Raw genomic sequence first — 21809 nt, 5'->3', positions numbered from 1 at the left:
GAAGGTTTCCTTTTAACCAACTTGCTCCTGCCTCTATTTATTTAGCGCGTATTCAAATGAGATATTTTTGTTTCCTGATATTTTTTTTAGGCTTACAGTTTGCGCACTGTGCTCCAGCGCAGGCTCAGGTGCAATCTACATGTCGTTTAGAAAATGTATCGCCGGTGTTGGCACTGCAGGCTTGCACCAGGGTCTTGAGTGATGCTGAGGTCGCACAGCAGTTTCCGCAAGCGCCGCGTGTGGCCGAACCTGGCATTTGGGTCGTGGTGAAATTTCATGCCAAGGCGGGTGACTATCTACTTGATCTCGGCCTTCCTGATGCCTATTACGTGCAGGTTTTTCATTTGCAGCAGGTAGGATTGCTAAAGCTGATGAGCTTAAATCCGCAATCAAAGTTCAAGGAACGTGAGTTTGCGCATCGAACCCTATTGGCGCCCCTAAGTATTCAAGAATCATCTCAGAAGAACGAGCAAGAAGTATTGGTACACTATAGAACGCATGGTAAGACACCCTTATTTATGCGCCTTTTTCTCCGAGAAACTTTTCTTCAACGCGATACTGTCGACAATCTGCTTAATGGCATACTGATCGGTTTTTTATTGGTAGTGATTCCTCTATTGGTGATCGGATTCCAATCGGTGCAAAACCGTAATTACCGACTTTATGCCGCGCTGGTGATCACAAATTTGGCTTTCCTACTGCAGATCGAAGGATATAGCTTTCAGTTTTTATGGCCTGACTCGCCTGACTGGAATATGCGGATGCCCAATTTGATCGCCTGTAATGTCATGTTCTGGCACGTCTTGTTTGCAATTCAATTTTTGCAAATGCGCCAGAGATTGTTGACTTTATATTTGTGCCATATCGCCTCATTGTGGATCATCATTCCCGTATTTTTTCTGGAATTGTTTTGGGATGTTGAAGAGCTCATACTTGCCTTGTCGGCTTGTTACGCCGCACTGGCGATGTACACCGCCTATCGTGGTCTGCGCCAGCAGATACCAGCAGCGCGCTTCTATTTTATTGGAACACTAATGCAAGCCATTTTCATCGTCGGTTTGCTCTTTATCAGCATCACTTTTGGTAACCCCTTTCCTCAATTCGCAGTATTAACCTATCCTAAGATAGGTTATCTGGGGGAAGCTCTGTTTTTCGCTGCAGCGGTGGTGCAGCAAATACGGTTGTTTGGCGAAAGACAAGCTGAATTGCGTCAGCGTCGTTTGGTAGAGACAGAACAGTTACTGCACGCAGAGCAAAGTAAATTAAAAGCCTTGGATAAGGCCAGACAGCAGCAATTGCAACTAGCCTCTGCCAGCCATGACATCGCCCAGCCGCTGGCGTCGCTACGTTTTGCCTTGGCCGCATTAGGACAAAAACCTGAAAATAAAGCGATTGCAGAGCATGTAGAAAATACCCTGAACTACGCACAAAGTTTGTTAAAAGAATTGATCGTGCAAACGCGTCAGGAGCAGTCTGCTAATAGCACTAGGAGCGCCGAAGAGATCGATCTACGTGACCTATTCTCTCAATTGGCGCAAGAGTTCGAAGTTTTGGCTCAGCAAAAAGCGTTGAATCTGGCGATACATCGTTGTCAGCTAACTACGTCGGGTTCCAGTGTTTTGCTATACCGAATATTGAGTAACTTATTAGCCAATGCGATTCGCTACACCGAACACGGACGCATCGTACTGGGTGTTAGACGCCGACGTGATTCGATAGAAATTCAAATTTGGGATACCGGACCAGGTATTCCCGCGCATACCGTCGCCAGTCTGACGCAAGCATTTCAACAGGGGGCACAAGCACAGCAAAGCACACAGGGCTATGGCCTCGGTCTATTTATTGTGCAGACACTTTGTATGCAATGCGGTTATCAGTTGAGTATCCACTCTGAGTTAGGTAAAGGAAGTGGGTTTTGTGTGGGGATTCCGCTATAGAGGCGCTGCCGCATTGACGCGATATTAAAGCTAACTTCATCACGAATACGGTGTTTACCGTATGTCTTTACCCCGTCTCAATCTTTACACTGTGTTGCATGACGTAGCGCCAGAGCTGCGTAGACATGGCAAATTCAGGAGGATCTATGTGGGCAGCAATATTGGTGACGTTATGGCGTTGGACTATGGCAGTGTTGGATTGGCGCTGTCACTGGCGTGTATTGACCGGTCGTGCCAAGGTCGATGTGGTGATCATTACCAATATTCGCGATGAGCAAGAACGGCATTTGTTTTGGGGGAGCTTACGCCCTAAGCATGGGCATTCCGATGGTGCTCGCATTTATCTGAATGGCGTGGCGGGGCGTATCCGTGGCATCTATGTCACAGCGGAAGAATTACTCAGTAAATCAGGTCGTCAATTGGCCAAGCAGCAGTTTATTAATGCAGTGAAATGGGCCGATCAACGCGGTGCTAAAGTGGTGTTGCTGGCGGCATCGACCAAGCGACTCTTTGGTCGTGATGGTACCGAATTAAAGGCTATGTTCCCCCATATTTTGTTCACGATAGGTGACAACGGTACCGCTTTACTTTTATGCCAGGATATTGCGCAGGCTTTACATCAAGCGAAGTTGAGCAGCAACAGTCGTGTTTTGGTGGTTGGACCCTATGGTATTTTGGGTACCGAGGTCACCAAATTTTTGTTACAACAGGGTTATGATGTCGTAGGATTTGGCACTAACCCGACCTTGCTCAATGAATTTTCTTCGAATTTCCCGATTGAACTGCATAGCGAGATCCAACATGTTGGTAAGGTAGACGCGGTGATAGCCTGCACCCATAGTCAGCAGGCAAAATTAACGGTCGATGCGATAGAGCTCTTACGCCATGTCGATAAAAAACTCTTGGTGATCGATGTCGCCGAGCCTGCGAATCTGGATGCGGTCACTTATGCTCGTTGTGAACATGTAGTGGTGCGACAGGATGCAGGAAATGCCTGGTCCCCTGAGCTACGATTTGTGATGGGACGTATCTCTTCTGGCATGCTCAATTTGCCACCGAATAGTGTGTTTGGCTGTTTTGCAGAATCCATGACTTTGTATAACGCGATCTATCGCGAGCACCAACACACACTATTGACTCACAATTGGTTTTATGTGAATCGCTTAAACATCGCCGTACTATCGTATAACTTCGATGTGCTAAAAGTAAGTTCGGCACCAGCGTATTGTTTTGGTCAAAAGCTCACTTCGTTTTGCTTAGAACGCGACAGCACTAGGATGAAGACAGCAGAGCGTGATTTAGGGCAGGTCGGGAATGCGGCCTTGAGTACTTGAGTTGGCTTGGTCTAGACATAGGTAGGATGCAAACTAGACGAGCAACTTGATGAGTGACTGGTGAAAAAAAGCACTGCGTTTTTTTGCAGTGCTTTTTGCGCTTTGATGCTTGGTACCGTTAGTTCTCAGTTGACTCTCAGTTAATCATATCGCGTTGCAAGCGACGCGGTACTTCCCAATCGAGTTCCCAATCGCGTTTCTTTTCTAGCGCGTCAATATGTTTGAGTTTTTTATCTTCAACAAATTTGCCTGATAATAACAGCTTAGGCTTGGTCGGTGCCGACACATAGCCTCGCACTTCCCACAAGGAACGTCTGAGAGTCGTCGCTGCTAAAATTCCATAATCAGCACCACAAGTAATACCTTTTTCAGCGACGACGGCTTCGCCTGCTTTGATGTATTTTGCGGCATAGATCGTGCCTTTAGTCGCGATCCAGCGTCCACTGTGGATTTCGCCATTTAAGCTGGTGATCTGACCTGTAGCTCGTATGGTGCCCCAGGCGCTGATGTCGCCGTGGCTGTGTAAGGAACCTATACTCAGATTACCTTGGCAAATTACATCACCTGCAAACAGGCCGCCATTGATGGCGATATCTGTTTCACTAAAGACTTCACCCTTGACGTTGACATCGCCATCCGCCGCAATCGCGATCGCGCTTAGATGACCACCCACATACTGTACTTCACCAACATCTAAAACATCGTCTAATTGCAAATTGCCATGGCAGTCAAGTACGTCGCACGACAGATAGCCGAGTACTTGAATGTCACCATAACCACCAAAAGTCTCATGATGTGCATCGCGTTTTAAGATTGCCGGGTGTACCAGTTTATCTATGTAGGCGCTGCCATCTTTGGCGGGTTTTGCCTGATCCAGTTCTAACAACCGCGCCATCCATTCCGCATTGCAGCCGGTTTTGAGCATGAACTCAACTTCGATATCGCCCGCGCAATCAAGTGCCTGACCGACGTATAGTGATTGCACACGAATGTCACCGGTGACTGTTAACTTACCCAAGCAAAAGACTTCTTCTGCTTCCAGATTGCCATCGACTAAGAGATCGCCACCGATAATGACTTGATTAGTTATTTGTAAGTCGCCTTGGATATGCGCATCACCTGTGCTGGCAAATTGTTTGCGTTTGAGTTTTTTTGCGAGGAAGGGAATGGGTGCGGGAATAGACATAATTGTTTGCTTCCAGTGAGAACTTCAATAAAAAAGAGAAAACAGGAAATTGGTTGTGGTCGCAAATAGCTTAAGAAGGTAGAGCATCCAAGCGGCCCGCTTCTGCTAATTCACGAATCATACTAATGGTATCAATATCGGCCTGATGATACGCGGAACTACGGTATTCGTTAAGCATTTCATTCGCTGCATCTTGTTCCTCACTTTGACCATCGTCATACACAAAGCGAACAAACAGGCTTCCGGGCGATGGTTCTTCTATGCTCATGCGTAGTGAAGATTCATGGATATCGTTTTGCGCAGGCACTTGATAATGCACGTGTTGCAAGTGCACTAAACTGACTTGATCTATAACGACCAGTTCGCCATAACGCAAGCTTCGTTGCATGCTCACTTCGGTACGTTCACTTATTTCGCAGTCATCGATGTAGGGCATAAACAGCTTGGGCATTTCAGCGCGCATGATGAGTCCACACCATAATTGTTCGCGAGTGATTTCGGTGATCAGAGGATTATTAAAATCATTTATTTCCACCAGATGTTCAAATTTCATAGCAAATCCTTGTTGAATGGCTACAGTTTACACTGCTTCTCGCGTGGACTGTGCTTTCTGGCGCAGGGCAATCGTATGAGGGCGAATCAAACGAAAGTCAAATGTGCGGGCCGTAGAGGCGCAGAGAACGCAGAGAAAGGCAAAAAATTTTTGCTTTTTTTTAATCATTGTTCGTGAATTTTTTTTGCGATCTTGCGTTCTTCCAACAGTGGCTCTAGCCGAAAGCTTTACTTACTATTTTTTATCGCCGTCACTTCAATTTCAATCTTCATTCGTGGATCAGCCAAGCCCGCAGAAATCATCATGGCGGCAGGGCGTGTTTCACCCAAGTACTGCCGCAATACAGGCCAGCAAGCTTCGAATTCAGCTGCATCTGGCAAAACGTAAGTCACACGCACCACGTCTGCTAAGCTAGCGCCAGCTTGTGCCAAAGCGGCTGCGATATTTTTGAAGCATTGATCCGCTTGGGTGACAACGTCGTTTGAAATAGTCATCGTACTATAGTCGAATCCTGTGGTGCCAGAAACAAAGACCCAATTGTCTTGCACGATAGCGCGCGAATAGCCGATCTGTTCTTCAAATGTTGAGCCTGAGCTGATGCGTAATCTGGTCATGATAGTGGCGTTGCCTTTAGTTAAAAAATGAGCCGATTCGGTACTTGACGAGTGGGCTAATGCTAATAAAGCTGAGCGATGCTTTAAGTGTACTGATTATTTGGCAATTGTACGATTAAATTTCTGTATTAGATCGTCAGGGACGGCACCGCTGCACATCAAAAAACGTTCGGGACCTTGTGGCATATTGAGTGGTTTAAAAATATGCAATTTGTCGCCTTCCGCAATGGTTTTGATCATATTGAGTGCTTCATCTTCCGGCACGAAAATGAAATCGGCTCGGTGCGCCGCAATCATTTTTGCCATATTCAGTGCTTCTGCTGTGGTAGAAACGATAGTGACGCCCGAGTGTTCTATGGCTTCATCAATCGCAGTTCCATAAGATGCGCTGTCTTTTTTTAGCATCTTGGTTCCCGGTATACCTAAGGCATCGAGCAGACTCATGGATTTGTTCGGTTTAAAGTCGCGATGCGCCAGCATGACTGAGGGGCGACTCGTGTCGCGTAACACGGCAGTCGAAAATTTGGCGAATTTCTGACGTTCTTTATTTTTGAACATTCCGGCCGCACATAATGCCTCTTCATTTTTTTCGACCAAATTGATTTGACGCTTGAAAGGGGTTTCCACCCAAACAAATTCAATACCAGCCTTGGTCAAGGCCTGTGTAACTGGAATGATGAGTAGCCCCGTTAGGTTACCTTCGCTGTCTCGATACGATAGCGGTTGACGAATTTCATACAGAAGTTTAAGCACATCGCTTGCTAAGGCCGTAGTGGAGATACCGGTCAGAGTGGAAAGTAGCAGGAGTCCGGCAAAAACACGTTTCATTATAGGGTGACTTGTTTGACATAAATGAAAAAACAGGCTTGCGCATCCTTGTTTGTCGCTCATTTATTTCTTAAAACTTTGTAGAGGAAGCAGAGAACAGGCAAACAAAATGTAGACGACAAGCAGAGCATTAACAGAGCATACGAATTCGCTACTGGCTTGTCAAAAAACAGTGTGCACAATTAGTTTAATGAGTTGCTTAGTTTGTAAATTACAATCCCGGGTGTTTATTTTTTAGGTGGAATAGCGTAAGTGGTGACTACATGTGCCACCGCCTCTTCCTGACCTTCGGAATACAAAGTGACTTCACCCACTGCCAGTGTTTTGCCTACTTTGAGCAAATGACAATCAGCCAAAATATCAGCATCAGCAGCTGGTTTACGTAAAAAATTGATGTTCAGGTTGGTAGTAACGGCGAGTGGGACGATGCCAATTTCCGCCAGCAGAGCGACATACATCGCCACGTCAGCAACTGCCATGAGTACCGGTCCAGACACGGTTCCGCCCGGTCTCAAATGAGTTTGGTCTATCGCTTGGCGTACGCGCGCACCTTTATCTGCTAAAGATTCAACGGTGACACTACTTTGCGGGAACTCTTGGAGTAAGAATGCCTGGATTTGTCCGGCATTAAGGATAGGCATAGATTTTCCTGTAAATTACTGAGGATGAATGGACATAAATTAGATATATGTTAGGACTTACAAGGGCTAACTCCTCAAATTATTCTAAAGGTAGCCTTGAATATTAATCGCTGTTCGACGCACTGTGATTCGGTAGAATTTATAGCGATCATAACAAAATTTATTTGGCACCTACGTCAAACCTTTCCGAGCTTGCTGTATTGTTTTGCTGCATTCAAATCTTTTCTGTAGCGAACCCTTGGGGCGAGATCATTTTTTGTAGGTGCTAATTTAAAGTTTGCAGGTTCTTAAATTGACTGATTTTACTAATAATAAAGAGACTAGGTAAAAACGCCATGTCGTCCAATCTACTCTAACTTTACGAAATGTGATACCAACATGACATCAACGACCACAACAGCGCGTCGCGGTTTTTTACATACTCTGAGTGGCCTCACTGCAGGCCTAGCCAGTCTGGGAAGTCTATCTGCGAATGCACAAACGAATGTGCAAACGAAACCCGTTAAAACATCTTCAGCGAAGCGTGCTGCTGGCGCAAAATATATGGGTGACTTTGTAGCACCCAAACTCGATAAAGTGAAGGTCGCCATTATTGGTGTCGGCGCGCGTGGCTCTGGGCATGCGGCGCAATTGGCTTCGATTGAGGGTGTTCAATTTGTTGGTATCGCTGATCTGGTTGAGGTACGTGCCAAAAAGTCGGAAGCGGCAGTGGTGAAGTTTGGACATACACCCAAAGTCTACTTTGGTGATGAAAACGGTTGGCGTACGATGCTGGCAGAAACCAAACCGGATGCGGTGTTTATCGCGACACCTTGGAGCACGCACGCGCCGATGGCGATCGCCTCGATGAAGTCGGGAGCACATGCTTTTGTTGAAGTCCCGATCGCAACTACTTTGCAAGAAATGTGGGATATGGTTGACGTGTCTGAAGCGACTGGACGCCATTGCATGATGCTGGAAAATGTTAATTATGGACGGGAAGAGTTGTTGTACCTGAACATGGTGCGTCAAGGTGTACTTGGCGACTTATTGCACGGCGAAGCGTCGTATATTCACGCTTTGCGTTTCCAGATGGAGAATGGCGATTCGACCGGATCATGGCGTACTTTTGAATATGCCAAACGCAATGGTAATTTGTACCCGACACATGGCTTAGGTCCCGTCGCGCAGTACATGAATTTGGCGCGTGGTGAAGACACGTTTGGACGGATTTCTTCTTTCTCCACACCGGCTAAAGGTCGCGCCGCCTACGCGCAAAAGTCGACCAAGTTGACCAGCCCAAAATTCAAAGAATTGGATTTTAAAGGCGGTGATCAAAATACCTCTATCATCAAAACCGCGATGGGTAGAACCATCATGGTGCAGTGGGATGAAACCACACCTCGCCCTTATTCTCGTCACAATATGATTATGGGTGTGAACGGCGTATTGGCCGGCTTCCCAAACCGGATATCAGTTGAAGGCATCACCAGCAATTATCATAACTGGGCAGAAGGTAAAGAGTGGGAAGCGATCGCTGCGAAATACGAACATCCTTTGTACGTGCGCCTAGGCGAGTTGTCCAAAAAAATGGGCGGCCATGGTGGCATGGATTTCTTAATGTTGTACCGCATTATTGAATGCCTGCGCAAAGCGGAGCCACTGGATCAGAATGTCTATGAAGGCTGCCTGTGGTCAGCGGTCGGACCTTTGAGCGAAAAATCGGTTGTAGAAGACGGTAATTCTCAAGTATTCCCCGATTTCACGCGTGGAGACTGGAAAACGACCAGTCCTTTGAAGATTATTGCCTGATGTAGCGCGCTGTCACCTAAAAAAATGCGCACGGGGAAAATGATTCTTCGTGCGCATTTGTGTTCCCAGTTAAGAGCTTAGCGGCAGGTTCTATTATCCGTATCGTTAGCAAATTCCTCTACCATCGCATCAATAAAGACACGCGTACGGGCAGGCATCAGGCGTCGTCCTGGAAATACCGCCCAAGCATTGAATTCAGGTGAATGCCAGTCAGGAAGTACTCGAATCAAGCTACCATCGTGCAAATGGCATTGCGCAAAATGTTCTGAGATTAAAGTGATGCCAAGTCCTGCTAAGGCGAGGCGGCGTAACATTTCCGGTGAGTTTGCGGTGGCGATGCCGGGCGGCACACCTTCCCAACTTTGAGTTCCATTCTTTAAACGCCAAACTGCTGGTTCTGCATTACGAGCCAATAAGCGCAAAGTCTGGTGCTCCATTAGGGCTTCTGGTTCTTGCGGTTCACCATGCTGCTCCAAATAGCTAGGTGCCGCATACATAGCCGCTGAAAACATCGCGAGCTGGCGTGCTGCCAGCGAGGCATCGTCGGGCAAGCGGCCCATACGTATTGCCAAATCAAAATTTTCGCCAATGATATCGACCCGACGTGGCGACAAATCTAACTCCAGTGTGATTGCCGGATACTGGCGCAAAAATCGCGTGATCAACGCGGTCATCGTTTCGTTGGCGAAGTCTGCTGGCATAGAAACGCGCAAACGGCCGCTGGGTTGTACCTGCCGTTGTTGTGTCAGAGCCAGTGTTGCTTCAACCTCAGAAGTGACCTGCTGAGCGTGTGTCAAAACCACATTCCCAAAATCTGTGACGACTAATTTTCTAGTTGTTCGCAATAGTAAGCGCTCGCCTAGCTGTGCTTCTAAAGCAGTGATACGACGTGATAATGTGGACTTAGGCATGCTCAAACGCTCCGCCGCACGGCTAAAGCTACCTTCTGCGACGACACGGGCAAACAGCAAGAGGTCATTGGGGTCGAGGTTCATAGCGAAATTCCGTATTGAGTTTTGAATTTGATATTGGTTCACAAATGGAACAATCATATCCATTTTACGCTCTTCTGCTTCGATTTTGGAACGTATAAAGTACCTACATCTGCACCGAACGATGCAGTCCAAACTCAAAGGAGCATTACCATGAACATTTTGCAAATCAATTCCAGCGCCCGTGTTGCCGGTTCTCATTCTACTAATTTAGCTAATCAAGTGAGCGCACGCTTACGTGAACAGCACTCCAATGCAAACTTCAGTATGCGTGACCTAGCCGTGACACCACAACCAAGCTTGGACGAAGTCGCTTTGCAGGCTTTGTTCACACCTGCCGATCAACGCAGTCCTGAGCAGGCAGCACGCGTGGCTTTGGATGATGTCTTGATCGCTGAAGTGCAGGCCTCGGACGTCTTGGTGATCGGCGCCCCTATGTATAACTTTGGTATTTCCTCGCAACTAAAAAACTGGATTGACGCGATTTCCCGTGCTCAAGTGACTTTCCGTTACACAGCGACCGGCCCAGAAGGTCTGTTGAAAGGCAAAAAAGTATACGTCGTGTTGACCCGTGGTGGTTTGTACCGCAATACGCCGAACGACACGCAAATGCCTTACTTGAAAAACTTTTTTGCCTTCCTTGGCATGACCGATGTGGAATTCATTTATGCTGAAGGCTTGGCGATGGGCACTGAAGGCGAACAACGTGCGATTAGTGATGCACAAGCTCAAATTGAAGCTGCTATTGCATAATTTTGTCTGAAATTCGAGCGGTAAGCGTAGGGTGCGCTGTGCACACCTTTATTGTTTAAATGATGCCGTAGCCGTACCTTACTGCATAAAAAAGGAAAACCAAATGAACACCGTCAACACACCAGAAACTGTCGCTGAAGTCGTTCATCTTTCGCGCGCCGTTGAACAATTAGTGGTTGGACAAGCGACCTCCGATGGCGCTGGCGTGAAACTGACGCGGGTATTAACGCAGCCTTATCAATACCGTTTGGATCCTTTTTTGATGCTAGATGCGTTTGGCAGTGATAATCCTGACGAATACATCGCGGGTTTTCCTGATCATCCGCATCGTGGTTTTGAGACGATCACCTATATGTTGGAAGGTCGCATGCGCCACCGTGATAGTGCTGGCAATGAGGGTTTGCTGGAAAACGGCGGCGTGCAATGGATGACAGCTGGGCGCGGTGTGATTCACTCAGAGTTACCCGAGCAGGAAAATGGCCGTATGGAGGGTTTTCAGCTTTGGTTGAATCTGGCTGCGAAAGATAAAATGATGCCCGCTTGGTATCGTGACTTTAAGAATGCGGATATTCCCGAATTGATTACCGAGCAAGGCGTCAAAGTTCGCGTCATCGCAGGTCAAAGTCATGGAGTCGCGGGAGCGATGCAAAGAGCCACGACTGAGCCGATTTATCTGGATGTGACTATGCCAGCAGGTAGCAGTTTTTCGCAAATCATACCTGCCGATTTCAATGCTTTTATTTATGTGTATCGCGGTGAGGTCAGAATCGGCGAGCAGCAAGTCCCTTTGCAGCGTATGGCGATTTTAAAAAAATGGCCACTAGCCGATGGCGTGAAGATACAGTCGAATGAAGCGGCTCGATTTATTCTGATCGCAGGTAAACCACTAGGGGAAACCATTGCGCAATACGGCCCTTTTGTGATGAACTCGCAAGAAGAGATATTTAAAGCGATTGATGATTTCCGTCAGGGTAAATTGGTAGCTATTGATTAATACCGCCATGTATCTGGATCAGGATGCACTTAGTGTTGCCTAAATGGAACTTATTCCGACCTTGTTTAGACGGTCGTAGGCTTAGGGTCGCCAGCGGTTACAATAGCGCCTTAATAGCAATCCGGTCGTTCTCATGTCCCACGGTTTAAATCAACCCCAACGCGATGCAGTCAATTATATGGATGGCCCATGCCTCGTTCTGGCAGGAGCCGGTTCGGGTAAAACGCGGGTCATTACACAGAAAATTTGTAATCTGATCGAGTTGCATGGGTACGATCCCAAGCATATCGCGGCGCTGACTTTTACGAATAAAGCTGCCTTGGAGATGCAAGAGCGGATTGCGAAATTGCTGAAAGAGCCTAAACAGGCAAATAAGCTAACGGTTTCTACTTTCCATTCTCTGGGCGTAAAAATCTTACGGCAGGAGGCACGTGCCTTAGGTCTGAAAGATCGCTTCTCGATTATGGACAGTGATGATTGTTTCTCGTTGGTGCAAGACCTCGCAATTACCACAGATAAGCAATTGATACGCCGCATACAAACTGCCATGTCCCTATGGAAGAATGGTCTGGTTGATCCTGAACAAGCACTGCAACAGGCGCGGGATGAAGACGAAGCGCAGGCGGCCCGCGTGTATCGTAGTTATGTGGCGACCTTATCGGCGTATCAGGCAGTTGATTTTGACGATTTGATTCGCTTGCCGGTAGAACTGTTTCGTCAAAATGAAGAAGTGCGTGATAAATGGCAACGGCGTTTGCGTTATTTATTGGTGGATGAGTATCAGGATACCAATACCTGCCAATATGAGTTGGTGAAACTACTAGTGACTGGCATTGGCAAAAAACCTATGTTCACCGCAGTAGGTGATGATGATCAGGCGATCTATGCCTGGCGCGGTGCGACGATCGAAAATCTGAAAACCTTGCAGGTCGATTTTCCGAATTTGCGCATCATTAAGCTCGAGCAAAACTATCGTTCCAGTACCCGCATTTTGCAGGCAGCCAATTCCGTGATCGGTAACAATCCTAAGTTGTTCGACAAGGCCTTATGGTCGGAACATGGCTTGGGTGATCCCGTGAAAGTCATGGGTATGCAAGACGATGAGCAAGAAGCACAACAAGTTGCGATCATGATTTCCGCTCACCGGTTTGAAAGGCGGGCTGCATGGGCTGACTATGCGATTTTGTATCGAGGTAATCACCAAGCCCGTGTGATTGAACAATCGCTGCGTAAAGAACGCATTCCTTACACGATTTCTGGCGGGCAGAGTTTCTTTGACCGTGCCGAGATCAAAGACATTATTTCTTATCTGCGTTTGATCGCGAATGAAGAAGACGATCCTGCCTTCATTCGTGCTATCACGACGCCGAAACGTGGCGTCGGACAAGCGACCCTCGAGGCGCTCGGTTCTTATGCGGGGCAGTGGCAATGTTCCTTGTTTGAAGCCGTGTTCAAAGGCGGTATCGAGGCAATTCTGACCGACAGACAGTTGCGACCTTTACGTGAGTTCTGTAACTTCATCAATCATGTGGAAGCGCATGCACACAGGGAAGGTCACGCCGAGCAATTGCTGGACGATTTGATGAAAGAAATCAATTACGAAGCTTATTTGTACGACAGTTTTGATGACAGAGCTGCGCAAAGTAAATGGCAAAACGTGCTCGATTTCACACAATGGCTAAAGCAAAAAGGCAATGGCGGCAAAGAAGGTACCGACGAACATCGTAGCCTGCTAGATTTGACCCAAATGGTCGCTTTAATGACCATGATGGAAGGCAAGGATGAAGACCCGGATGCGGTGCGCATGTCAACGCTGCACGCGTCAAAAGGACTGGAGTATCCCCACGTATTTTTAGTTGGTGTTGAAGAAGGCATCTTGCCGCACAAGGGCGATCCCGACGCGCCAGTGGAAACCATAGCAGCACGCATAGAAGAAGAGCGGCGTTTGATGTATGTCGGCATTACCCGCGCCCAACGCAGCTTGCACGTTACTTGGTGCAAAAAACGCAAACGCGCGGGTGAATCGGTTCACTGCGATCCATCGCGCTTCATTAAAGAAATGAAACTCGATGAAGGTGATGCACTTCCTACCGAAGAGGAAGTGATCACGCCGCAAAATCGCCTGGCAAACTTGAAGGCTTTATTAAGCCGGCCTAAAGAATAAGTCGAGATGAATTAAATTCATCGTTTCCAAGAATAGACATGGCGCACAAAATAGTCGTCAGCATTGACTAGTTTGACTTCTTTTTTACGCTCGAAACTTTCATCTTTGATGGTATAAGTGAAGCGAAATTGGGCAGGGCGATTATCATCTTGCCCGGACATCTTGGTCACAATTCTAAGACCGCCATCAGGCATGTTCATACGAGAAACGATTTGCTCTTCACCAAGCTTTTTCCCATCTTGTGATAAGCGAACGCCATCCTTTGCATTGGCATGGGGTTCGTCATCATAACCGTAACTCCACAACCATACTGCCGGATCTTGTGGCGTTTGACTGACGCGTAAATTAGAAGGAATACTGACCCAAATATTTTTGCTGTAATCGAGATAGCGAAGTTCGCCACGCCACAGTACATCGGTAAATTTTTTGAAGTCTTCTGACCTTAGAATTTGTTCGGCGTCATAGATCGCCATACGTTTTTTGAAGGCATTTAAATCCCACTCAAGTTTCCAGTTCGCCACGTAGTCAGCGATGCGACTCATGCCTATCGCAGCACGACGCTCGTCCAGATGATCTGGATCTTCAGTAGGACGCAACGCCATCTTACCGTCGACACTGCTTAATTGGCTGCCGTAAATTTGTTTCTCTCCTGACTCAAGTGCAATGCGGTCTTCCATTAGTGCTAAGGAATCGGCTCTTGCCTTTTTCTCTTTTACCGCTTCTCGCATCATCGGTACATATTTACGCCTGGCTTCTTTATCTGCATGTTGGATAACCGCGAATAGCGCCTCACTAGCTTTGGACCCGACTTGTTTCGGGCCAAGCCAACCGTGTTCCGCTAAGATTGCTTCAACTGCTTTGAAATTGAGAGCATCTTTTTCGTCTATCTGCTTCCACAGTACTTTAGCCTGCTCTGACTCATAACCTGATTTTTGCGCGATCGTCGCTAGTTGATTGCGTAGGTTCTGGTCTTGATAAAAGATTTGCTCTAGCTGTGCTTTGAGTTTTTGGTCATACTTCTTTTCTTGTTCTGCCAACTTGGTCTGCAGACGGGCTACTGTTTTTTTCCAGCGTGGGTCAGCATGTAAGCTGACTAAATCGCTGTCTTCTTTTAAGTGTTCCAGATTTAACCAACCAGATTCGATACTGAGATCTAGCCATTCAAAAGCGCGATTTCTGTCCCCTGTTAATGCTGCAACACAGGCGGCGTCATAGAGGTCTGCGTAATTGTCTTGTTGCTGAGCAAAGGCCAATTGGAACTGAGCGCTCGCCGTCTTGTAGTCTTTTTTATTGAGGGCGCTGCGTGCTTGTTGAATAATACTGTTGTAGTTTTGTGCGAGCACCGAAGCGCTTGCCAATGCAATAGATGCAGCGATTATCCATTTTTTCATGAGCCACCGTAATACGTTTAAAGAGCGTGAATTAATTGTGTTTGACCTGATCTAGTTCGATTTTGTGTAGAACTCGAAAACACAACCAGACACTAAGTGCACCAAAGAAAACCACACCGAGTCCGTAGCCTGCCATGACGCCACGTGCGCCGAACCACAAGCCGCCGAAATAGACGAAGGGAATCACGCCTATCGTGGCACGCCCCCAATTGAGTGCTGTCGAGTACAGCGGATAGCCCAGATTATTGAACGCCGCATTGGCCACGAACAGGCTACCGTTAAATAGGAAACTACCGGCGACAAAAATACAAAAGAATACGATGACATCACGTCCCAAGTCATGAGCGTCAAAGGCTTTAGCAATCAGGGAACTGCCTATGGCAAGGAAGAACCACACGACCAATACATAAATCAAAGTGAGTTTTAAACTATCGCGCATAGTAGAGCGCAGGCGGTCAAATCGTTTGGCGCCGAGATTCTGTCCCAAAATGGGACCGATCGCGCCGGATAGCGCGAATAAGCCGGCAAATGCCATGGGAATTAAGCGTGAAACGACTGCCCAGCCTGCTACCGCGGAATCACCATACTTCGCTATAGCGGTAGTGACCGCAGCATTGCCGAACGGGGTCGCGATATTCGTCATAATCGCCGGGATGCCAATATTGGCAAAGGCCTTGGCGCTACGGTGGAAAATAGTTGGCGTTGGTCGTGCGAACAGTTGATGGACTCTAAGTACGCCGTAAAAGCCAACACCCGCTAAGACCAAACGGGCAACAATATTGGCGTAGGCAGCACCATCCAAACCCAATTGCAGACTAAAAATAAACAAGGGATCGAGTATTGCTGTTGCAGCTGCGGCACCCAGCGTCACATACATGGCACGTTTGCCATCACCGACTGCGCGCAAAAGACCGCTTAAACCCATACCTAAAGACAGTAAAGGCAGCGATGGAAGTACGATTGCGCAGAAGCGTTTTGCCAGTACCGCTGTTTCACCTTGCGCTCCCAGCAAATTCAGAAAGGTCGATAGCAGGGGATACGTAAGTAAGACCAAAATGCTACTGATGCCAGCGATCAGATAGAGCGCACTTCCTGCCAGCTGTTTCGCGATCTGCATTTCGCCCGCGCCAACCGCGCGTGATACCACTGCCGTCGTTGCGATTGATAAGCCGATGCCAATCGAGGTGTGAAAGAACAGTAAAGTACTGGCATAACCTATTGCTGCGGTGATTTCGTGTTTGCCTAGTTGAGATACATAAATCAGATTTAGGACATCAACCAGGAAGACTGCGATCAATCCAACCGAACCTGTCGCCGTCATATTAATGACATGGCGCATGGTGGAACCTTCTAGAAATTTACGATTGATCTGGTTGGATTCTGGTGCAGTTGCCATGACGCTATTGCCTGTTGAGGTGGGAGTTTCGAACAAAGGTGGCAGTGTAGCGGATTAATTCAAAATAGTTGCAACGGTGGATGGAATTGCACCCTCTTTTCGCCCTTTTGCCATCGCTTGATTGATGCGATCTAGTAGTTGTCGATTGGCGGGCGAGATGCGCATGGCAAAATGATTACTGACTATGGAAATAGGTTTTGGTAGTACGCAAAACGGTTTCGGATCGCCTGTGGTGTTGGATAAACCACGTCGGGTGTAGCTAAGGTTTATTCCGTTTTCCAACTTAAGTGGTGCATCGACGTTGTCATGCCAAACCAAAGCAGCCATACGTTTCGCCATTAGTTTCTGCAGACGCGAGATACCTGCGCCGATATCGTTTTCCACATTAAACAACTTGCCTATTTGTCCGTCGAACGCGTCGCCCGCACTGGTGGCGGCTACTATCCCGATTAATTTACCTTTTAAGTCTTGTAAATTGTCAAACGGGAATCGAGAGTCGCAGCGCGTCACTAACCAATTACCATTGGCGTTGATCGCATCAGAGAACAGATACTTATCGAGGCGATCTTTGTTGATTGACATGCCCATTAATACCAGATCCTCTTTCAGCGCATTGCTCATGGCTCGCTTCCAAGGGACACGCTGAATTTGAAAATGGATAGTTAAGGTCTTTTCTATATAACTGAGGAGATCTGTGGTCGCTTTTGACAACGGTACAGGTTTGCCGTCGCGGTCAAACTCTTCTATGGTTTGTAATTTAACGCGTTCCTGTGCACAAGCCAGTGTGGCGCTTAAACCCACGCTCAAAGATAGAACCAGAATAAAAATACCACGTAGTTTCATACTGTCACTCGCTCGATGTTGTCATTGATTGTAGCAAGAGTCTTGGAGGCTGTTACTTTTTTTTTGATAACAGTGCAGCAAATATGTGAGGTATCGAAAGCATCATTTGACTAAACTATGGTGCCGCATTGCGTATCGTTTAAATCATTTTTTAATTGCAAAGTACTTTTGGCATGATTCACTTTGCCGTCAATTATCTTCGTGAAATACACACAACCATGGACTTTCCAGGAAGTGCGTTAAAGTAAAGATAGTTTTGTCTCAAATGTCGAATTATTCTGAGTAAAGTTGGTGTCTCGACGCAACTAAATCACAGATTCCCCAGTCCAAGCTCCTACGAGTACCTTCAACATATCTCATATTTTCAATATCGCTCAATAGGAAAACTTATGTCCGTGTTTATTTCTGTACGGCAGTCAAAAAAAATGTTGTTAACCGTCTTGGCATCTAGCATTGTGCTGGCACTGGGAGGCATGGAGGCTGAGGCACGCCAAGCGCCGATTGCAGCTAGCGTCGACCTCGGCGATTTTGGCGCACTAACGATAGGTATGAAAAAGCAGACAGGCCTGTTTGATATCTGGAGTAGTTCAGAACAGGCTAAGATCTTATTGGCGGTGACTGAGCTGGATAAACCTTTCTTATTGGTGACGTCATTACCCTTTGGTTTGGGATCGAACGATGTCGGCTTGGATCGAGGTCAAGTAGGTGGTAGCAAGTTAGTACGTTTTGAACGACACGGCAAACGTCTATTTTTGGTTCAGGAGAATACACGTTTCGTGGCGGATTCGCCAAATGCGGACGAACGAGCTTCGGTGCGTGAGGCTTTCGCTGGTGCAGTGTTGTGGGCTGGCGATATTCTGGCAAACGAAACTGTCGCTGGGAAACCTCGTTATCTGATTGATTTTTCTACTTTCTTAGTGGCAGACCGGCATGGCGTCGCGGATAGCTTGAGCCGTACTCGCCAAGGTAACTATACGCTCGACGAAAAACGCAGTGCGGTGCTCAGTCAACAAGCGAAGTCTTTTCCCGATAATACGGAACTGGAAGCGGTGTTAACTTTGGCCGGCGGTGGCGAAGGTCAGTATGTGCGTCAGGTCGCGGCCGATGCCAAGAGTTTGCGTGTACATCAGCATATCAGCTTGATCCGTTTGCCCGAAGGTTTTGTACCGCGTACTTATCACCCGGGTTCTGGCGGCATAGACAGTGAAAAAATGGATTTCGCCACCCCCTTAGCGGATAGCATACACGTGCGTTGGCAGTTAAGGCATCGTTTAGAAAAGACCGATCCTAATGCTGCACTGAGTACGGTTAAAAAACCTATTCTGTATTATTTGGATCGGGGTACGCCAGAACCTGTACGTTCCGCTTTATTAGAAGGTGCGCGCTGGTGGAGTAGTGCGTTTGAAAAAGCGGGTTTCAAGGATGCATATAGGGTTGAGCTATTACCTGAAGGCGTTGATCCTATGGATATCCGCTATAACACCATTATGTGGGTACATAGAGCAACACGCGGCTGGTCCTACGGTAACGCTGTCAGTGATCCGCGCACAGGTGAAATCATTAAAGGTGCTGTAACTTTAGGATCGCAGCGTGTGCGTCAGGACATCTTGATTGCCGAGAGCTTACTGGCGCCTTATGGCAAAAGCACGAGTAATGAAAAGAAAAACGCTGCAGAGCAGATGGCCTTAGCGCGCCTGCGTCAATTGGCTGCGCATGAAGTCGGTCACACATTAGGGATTGCGCATAATTTCGCCCCTAGTCGCCAGGGCAATGGCTCTGTGATGGATTATCCGCATCCTTTGTTGGGTTTAAATAATAAGGGCGAAGTGGAGTTGAAAGATGCCTATGGCGTGGGTGTCGGTCCTTGGGATAATTTTGTGATCCAACATTTATACGCGAACTTTCCTGGCCAGAATGAAGACGAGGCTTTAGCTAAATTGCGGGTAGCTGCTAAAGCCGCTGGCCTGCAGTATGTGTCGGATACCGACTCACGCTCGCCAGGAGCGGCACATCCAAATGGTCTACTGTGGGATCTAGGTGCTGATTCGGTGAAATCATATGATCATTTAATGGCGGTGCGTCAACGCGCTTTGAATAATTTCTCGACGGCGGTATTACCACCGCAACGTCAAATTGGCGAATTGGAAGCGCGCTTGGTGCCGGTCTATTTATTGCATCGTTATCAGACCGAAGCTGTCGCACGCCTGATTGCGGGTGGTGAATATGAGTATGGTACAGCGCAAGATGTGAATTCGGGGCGCGTGCAGGCGGGCGTTAAAACTGTAGCGGCAGCGGTGCAAAGACAGGCGCTACAAAAGATGGTGAGCAGTTTGCGTGCCGAAAATTTGGCACTGCCAAAAAATGTATTGGATATTTTGACACCGCAATCCGAAGGCTTTAGTCGTACGCCTGAGTATTTTTCTGGTCGTATGAATGTGGTGTTTGATGCCTTGTCAGCGGTGGAAGCGGGCGCAGCGCAAACCAGTATGTTCTTGTTTGATGCGGCAAGAATCAATCGTCTAGCGTGGCAGCAGGCAAACGATGCGCAGCAGCTAGGTGTCACCGAATTATTCAAACAAGTGTTTGATCAAACTTGGAAACGCGAGCCCATCCCAAGTCATTTGGTGGCAGGAGAGGCAGTGCAATTGGCAGCAAATTGGGTGATACTCGATGCAACTTTGAATTTATTAGATAGCGGCCGCTTACACCCGCAAGTTCAGGCTGAGGTGCGTCAGGTAGTTTTTGAATTGGGCTCTTGGCTGCAGAAAAATCCGACGAAGGGTAGTAGTGCCAGTAGTCGTAAACAAGCGGCCGAGCTAATTTCGTCATATTTGCGTGATCCAACGAGCGTAAAATTGCGCCCGCTACCACCGATACCGCCAGGCGCACCAATTTAATGTGGCATGATTCTAGTTCTGAAAGGACGTGGATACAGAATGCGTATCCGCGTCTCGAAAGGGCAATAAAACATTGTGACCTAGGTCGATATTTCTCAAAGATATTTCGTTTAATCTGACGAAAACACTAGGCGCGTTTGCACATGTCTGTTTTAGGTTTAGAATGAAGTCGACACAATGTTCTTTAATGCGAGGTCATCATGAGTCTGATTCAATTGGTGTATGTCAGTCGTCTCCGCGGTGATGAGTCGGTACTTAAGTCTATCCACAGCCATGCCGTTAGAAATAATACGGCGCATACAATTACTGGTATGTTGCTCTATACGAATAAGCGCTTCCTGCAAGTTTTGGAGGGAGATAGCAAAGTAGTGCATGCAACATTTGCCCAGATTAAAGTCGATTCCCGGCACGAGCATGTGACGCTATTGCTGGAACAAAAAATCGAAGCGCATTACTTTCAACATTGGAATATGGGCTTTCGTCACTTGCTAGACGAAGAACTGGCGAGCTTTCCAGCTTATGCAGCTTATTTTGAAGATGACTTCAGCCATTTCAAAGCCCAGCCACAGATAGCCTTGGAAATTTTAAAAATCTTAGGAGGATATTAACGCCGCCTGTTCTTGCAAGACGTGGGTGTCAGTATATTGTTAGGGTTGCAAAGTATCGTCAAAATTTTTCAGTGGCCAATTGTTTGATTGCGTTGAAATTATGCTTGTCCCAGATTGTCGATGCATAGGGTTCAGAGTTTTCCGTACACAATGACCGAGCCGGTCGCTTTGGAATTTTTCTATGGAGCTCATTGCCTTCACCACCCCAGACTCCTGCGCATGAATTGCGATTTTTAGATCAGGTATTGTGTGATTGCCTAGCCAAGTCAATTTTTTCTGAGAGCTTGTTGTGGTACTGGCGATATAGCTTGCATCTTCGCTTGTTGTACACGCGACTGCTTGGGCAAAATAGGGATCGAATTTTCGTAAGTTACCAAGTCCAAAATCAATTAGATATTGATTGTCGACGAGACAAAATACATGGCCTGCGAGTTGGCCAGGTGCAATATAGTTTGGATGGCCTAGTAAGATTGTTCGCTGTTCGTCTTCTAACTTCGCATAACAGACAATGAGTTCTGCTTGGTATTGTTTTTTACGTAAAGCCCTGCATAACAGACTATTGATGAATAGACAGCAAGACCCGTATTTTTTAAACAAACCAAGATAGTCAAAATCAGTGAATAGCTGATCGACATCGAAGGACAATGTTCCTGAAGGTAAGTGATTAATGAGCTTGTTGTACATAGGCTGTTTTTCATGTTGACCTGAAAAACTATAATTTAGGATTGGCTCTAATCCGGTGAAAAACATAAATGCTTACAACTGTTACTTTCTTTGTTGTGCTTTGTAACTTTGTTTTTTTGTTTGGTTTTGTGCATTTTAGAGAAAACTAACTAGGCGAAATTTCGCTATTTTTTGACAGCTTGTGTATTCTTAGCTGATCTTGT

18 protein-coding genes are annotated in these 21809 nt (G+C 47.0%); 8 read left to right on the top strand and 10 right to left on the bottom strand.

Annotated elements, in window-relative coordinates; all coding sequences use genetic code 11:
* The first annotated feature begins 128 nt into the window (after positions 1-128).
* Together ACO0KZ_RS03640 and ACO0KZ_RS03635 are read left to right on the top strand one after the other, a co-directional pair.
* Positions 129-1937 carry a sensor histidine kinase gene (locus ACO0KZ_RS03640; RefSeq protein ID WP_422992848.1) on the top strand — a complete coding sequence of 603 codons (1809 nt, stop codon included), beginning with the start codon at positions 129-131 and terminating at the stop codon, positions 1935-1937.
* A gap of 146 nt (positions 1938-2083) precedes the next feature.
* Positions 2084-3271 (top strand): hypothetical protein, encoded by a 1188-nt coding sequence (locus tag ACO0KZ_RS03635; protein ID WP_422992846.1) that lies wholly within the window; start codon positions 2084-2086, stop codon positions 3269-3271.
* 136 nt (positions 3272-3407) lie between these two features.
* On the opposite strand, the gene ACO0KZ_RS03630 is transcribed toward ACO0KZ_RS03635, so the two are convergent.
* The 5 genes from ACO0KZ_RS03630 to ACO0KZ_RS03610 all read right to left on the bottom strand — a co-directional run bounded on the left by ACO0KZ_RS03630 (position 3408) and on the right by ACO0KZ_RS03610 (position 7093).
* Positions 3408-4457, bottom strand: coding sequence for a hypothetical protein (locus tag ACO0KZ_RS03630; RefSeq protein WP_422992844.1), 1050 nt, complete (start codon positions 4455-4457; stop codon positions 3408-3410).
* Between the two features lie 70 nt (positions 4458-4527).
* Complete coding sequence (locus tag ACO0KZ_RS03625) at positions 4528-5010, bottom strand: SRPBCC family protein (protein WP_422992842.1); 483 nt, start codon at positions 5008-5010, stop codon at positions 4528-4530.
* 227 nt (positions 5011-5237) lie between these two features.
* A complete protein-coding gene (locus ACO0KZ_RS03620) occupies positions 5238-5624 on the bottom strand; it encodes a RidA family protein (RefSeq protein WP_422992840.1) in 387 nt (128 codons plus the stop codon).
* A gap of 96 nt (positions 5625-5720) precedes the next feature.
* A complete protein-coding gene (locus tag ACO0KZ_RS03615) occupies positions 5721-6452 on the bottom strand; it encodes a substrate-binding periplasmic protein (protein WP_422992838.1) in 732 nt (243 codons plus the stop codon).
* A gap of 227 nt (positions 6453-6679) precedes the next feature.
* Positions 6680-7093, bottom strand: coding sequence for a PaaI family thioesterase (locus ACO0KZ_RS03610; protein WP_422992836.1), 414 nt, complete (start codon positions 7091-7093; stop codon positions 6680-6682).
* A 378-nt stretch (positions 7094-7471) separates the two neighbouring features.
* On the opposite strand from ACO0KZ_RS03610, the gene ACO0KZ_RS03605 reads away from it, so the two are divergent.
* Positions 7472-8884 (top strand): Gfo/Idh/MocA family protein, encoded by a 1413-nt coding sequence (locus tag ACO0KZ_RS03605; protein WP_422992834.1) that lies wholly within the window; start codon positions 7472-7474, stop codon positions 8882-8884.
* 77 nt (positions 8885-8961) lie between these two features.
* On the opposite strand, the gene ACO0KZ_RS03600 is transcribed toward ACO0KZ_RS03605, so the two are convergent.
* Positions 8962-9879 (bottom strand): LysR family transcriptional regulator, encoded by a 918-nt coding sequence (locus ACO0KZ_RS03600; protein ID WP_422992832.1) that lies wholly within the window; start codon positions 9877-9879, stop codon positions 8962-8964.
* Positions 9880-10029: 150 nt separating this feature from the next.
* Here ACO0KZ_RS03600 and ACO0KZ_RS03595 point away from each other — a divergent pair, with 150 nt between their 5' ends.
* The 3 genes from ACO0KZ_RS03595 to ACO0KZ_RS03585 all read left to right on the top strand — a co-directional run bounded on the left by ACO0KZ_RS03595 (position 10030) and on the right by ACO0KZ_RS03585 (position 13787).
* Positions 10030-10629, top strand: coding sequence for an FMN-dependent NADH-azoreductase (locus tag ACO0KZ_RS03595; protein WP_422992830.1), 600 nt, complete (start codon positions 10030-10032; stop codon positions 10627-10629).
* Between the two features lie 103 nt (positions 10630-10732).
* The gene (locus ACO0KZ_RS03590; protein ID WP_422992828.1) at positions 10733-11623 is read left to right on the top strand and encodes a pirin family protein; all 891 of its coding nucleotides are present in this window, start codon (positions 10733-10735) and stop codon (positions 11621-11623) included.
* A 133-nt stretch (positions 11624-11756) separates the two neighbouring features.
* Positions 11757-13787 (top strand): UvrD-helicase domain-containing protein, encoded by a 2031-nt coding sequence (locus ACO0KZ_RS03585; RefSeq protein WP_422992826.1) that lies wholly within the window; start codon positions 11757-11759, stop codon positions 13785-13787.
* Positions 13788-13804: 17 nt separating this feature from the next.
* Here the strand turns inward: ACO0KZ_RS03585 and ACO0KZ_RS03580 are convergent, their stop codons facing one another.
* From ACO0KZ_RS03580 to ACO0KZ_RS03570, 3 genes are read right to left on the bottom strand one after another with little or no spacing between them, the layout of a single operon-like run.
* A complete protein-coding gene (locus tag ACO0KZ_RS03580) occupies positions 13805-15178 on the bottom strand; it encodes a DUF6624 domain-containing protein (protein WP_422992824.1) in 1374 nt (457 codons plus the stop codon).
* Positions 15179-15209: 31 nt separating this feature from the next.
* Positions 15210-16574, bottom strand: coding sequence for an MATE family efflux transporter (locus ACO0KZ_RS03575; RefSeq protein WP_422992822.1), 1365 nt, complete (start codon positions 16572-16574; stop codon positions 15210-15212).
* A gap of 54 nt (positions 16575-16628) precedes the next feature.
* Entirely contained in the window at positions 16629-17417 is a 789-nt protein-coding gene (locus tag ACO0KZ_RS03570; protein ID WP_422992820.1) for a substrate-binding periplasmic protein, read from the bottom strand.
* A 389-nt stretch (positions 17418-17806) separates the two neighbouring features.
* On the opposite strand from ACO0KZ_RS03570, the gene ACO0KZ_RS03565 reads away from it, so the two are divergent.
* Positions 17807-20314: a zinc-dependent metalloprotease gene (locus tag ACO0KZ_RS03565; RefSeq protein WP_422992818.1), complete on the top strand. Its 2508-nt coding sequence runs from the start codon at positions 17807-17809 to the stop codon at positions 20312-20314.
* Positions 20315-20514: 200 nt separating this feature from the next.
* Complete coding sequence (locus ACO0KZ_RS03560; protein WP_422992817.1) at positions 20515-20922, top strand: BLUF domain-containing protein; 408 nt, start codon at positions 20515-20517, stop codon at positions 20920-20922.
* 39 nt (positions 20923-20961) lie between these two features.
* On the opposite strand, the gene ACO0KZ_RS03555 is transcribed toward ACO0KZ_RS03560, so the two are convergent.
* Positions 20962-21606: a hypothetical protein gene (locus tag ACO0KZ_RS03555; protein WP_422992815.1), complete on the bottom strand. Its 645-nt coding sequence runs from the start codon at positions 21604-21606 to the stop codon at positions 20962-20964.
* Positions 21607-21809: the final 203 nt, after the last annotated feature.

Source organism: Undibacterium sp. Di24W (genome assembly GCF_049340325.1).
Classification (GTDB): Bacteria; Pseudomonadota; Gammaproteobacteria; order Burkholderiales; family Burkholderiaceae_D; genus Undibacterium.
The sequence above is the reverse complement of the archived record's forward strand: the minus strand, read 5'-3'. Positions and strand labels throughout refer to the sequence as shown.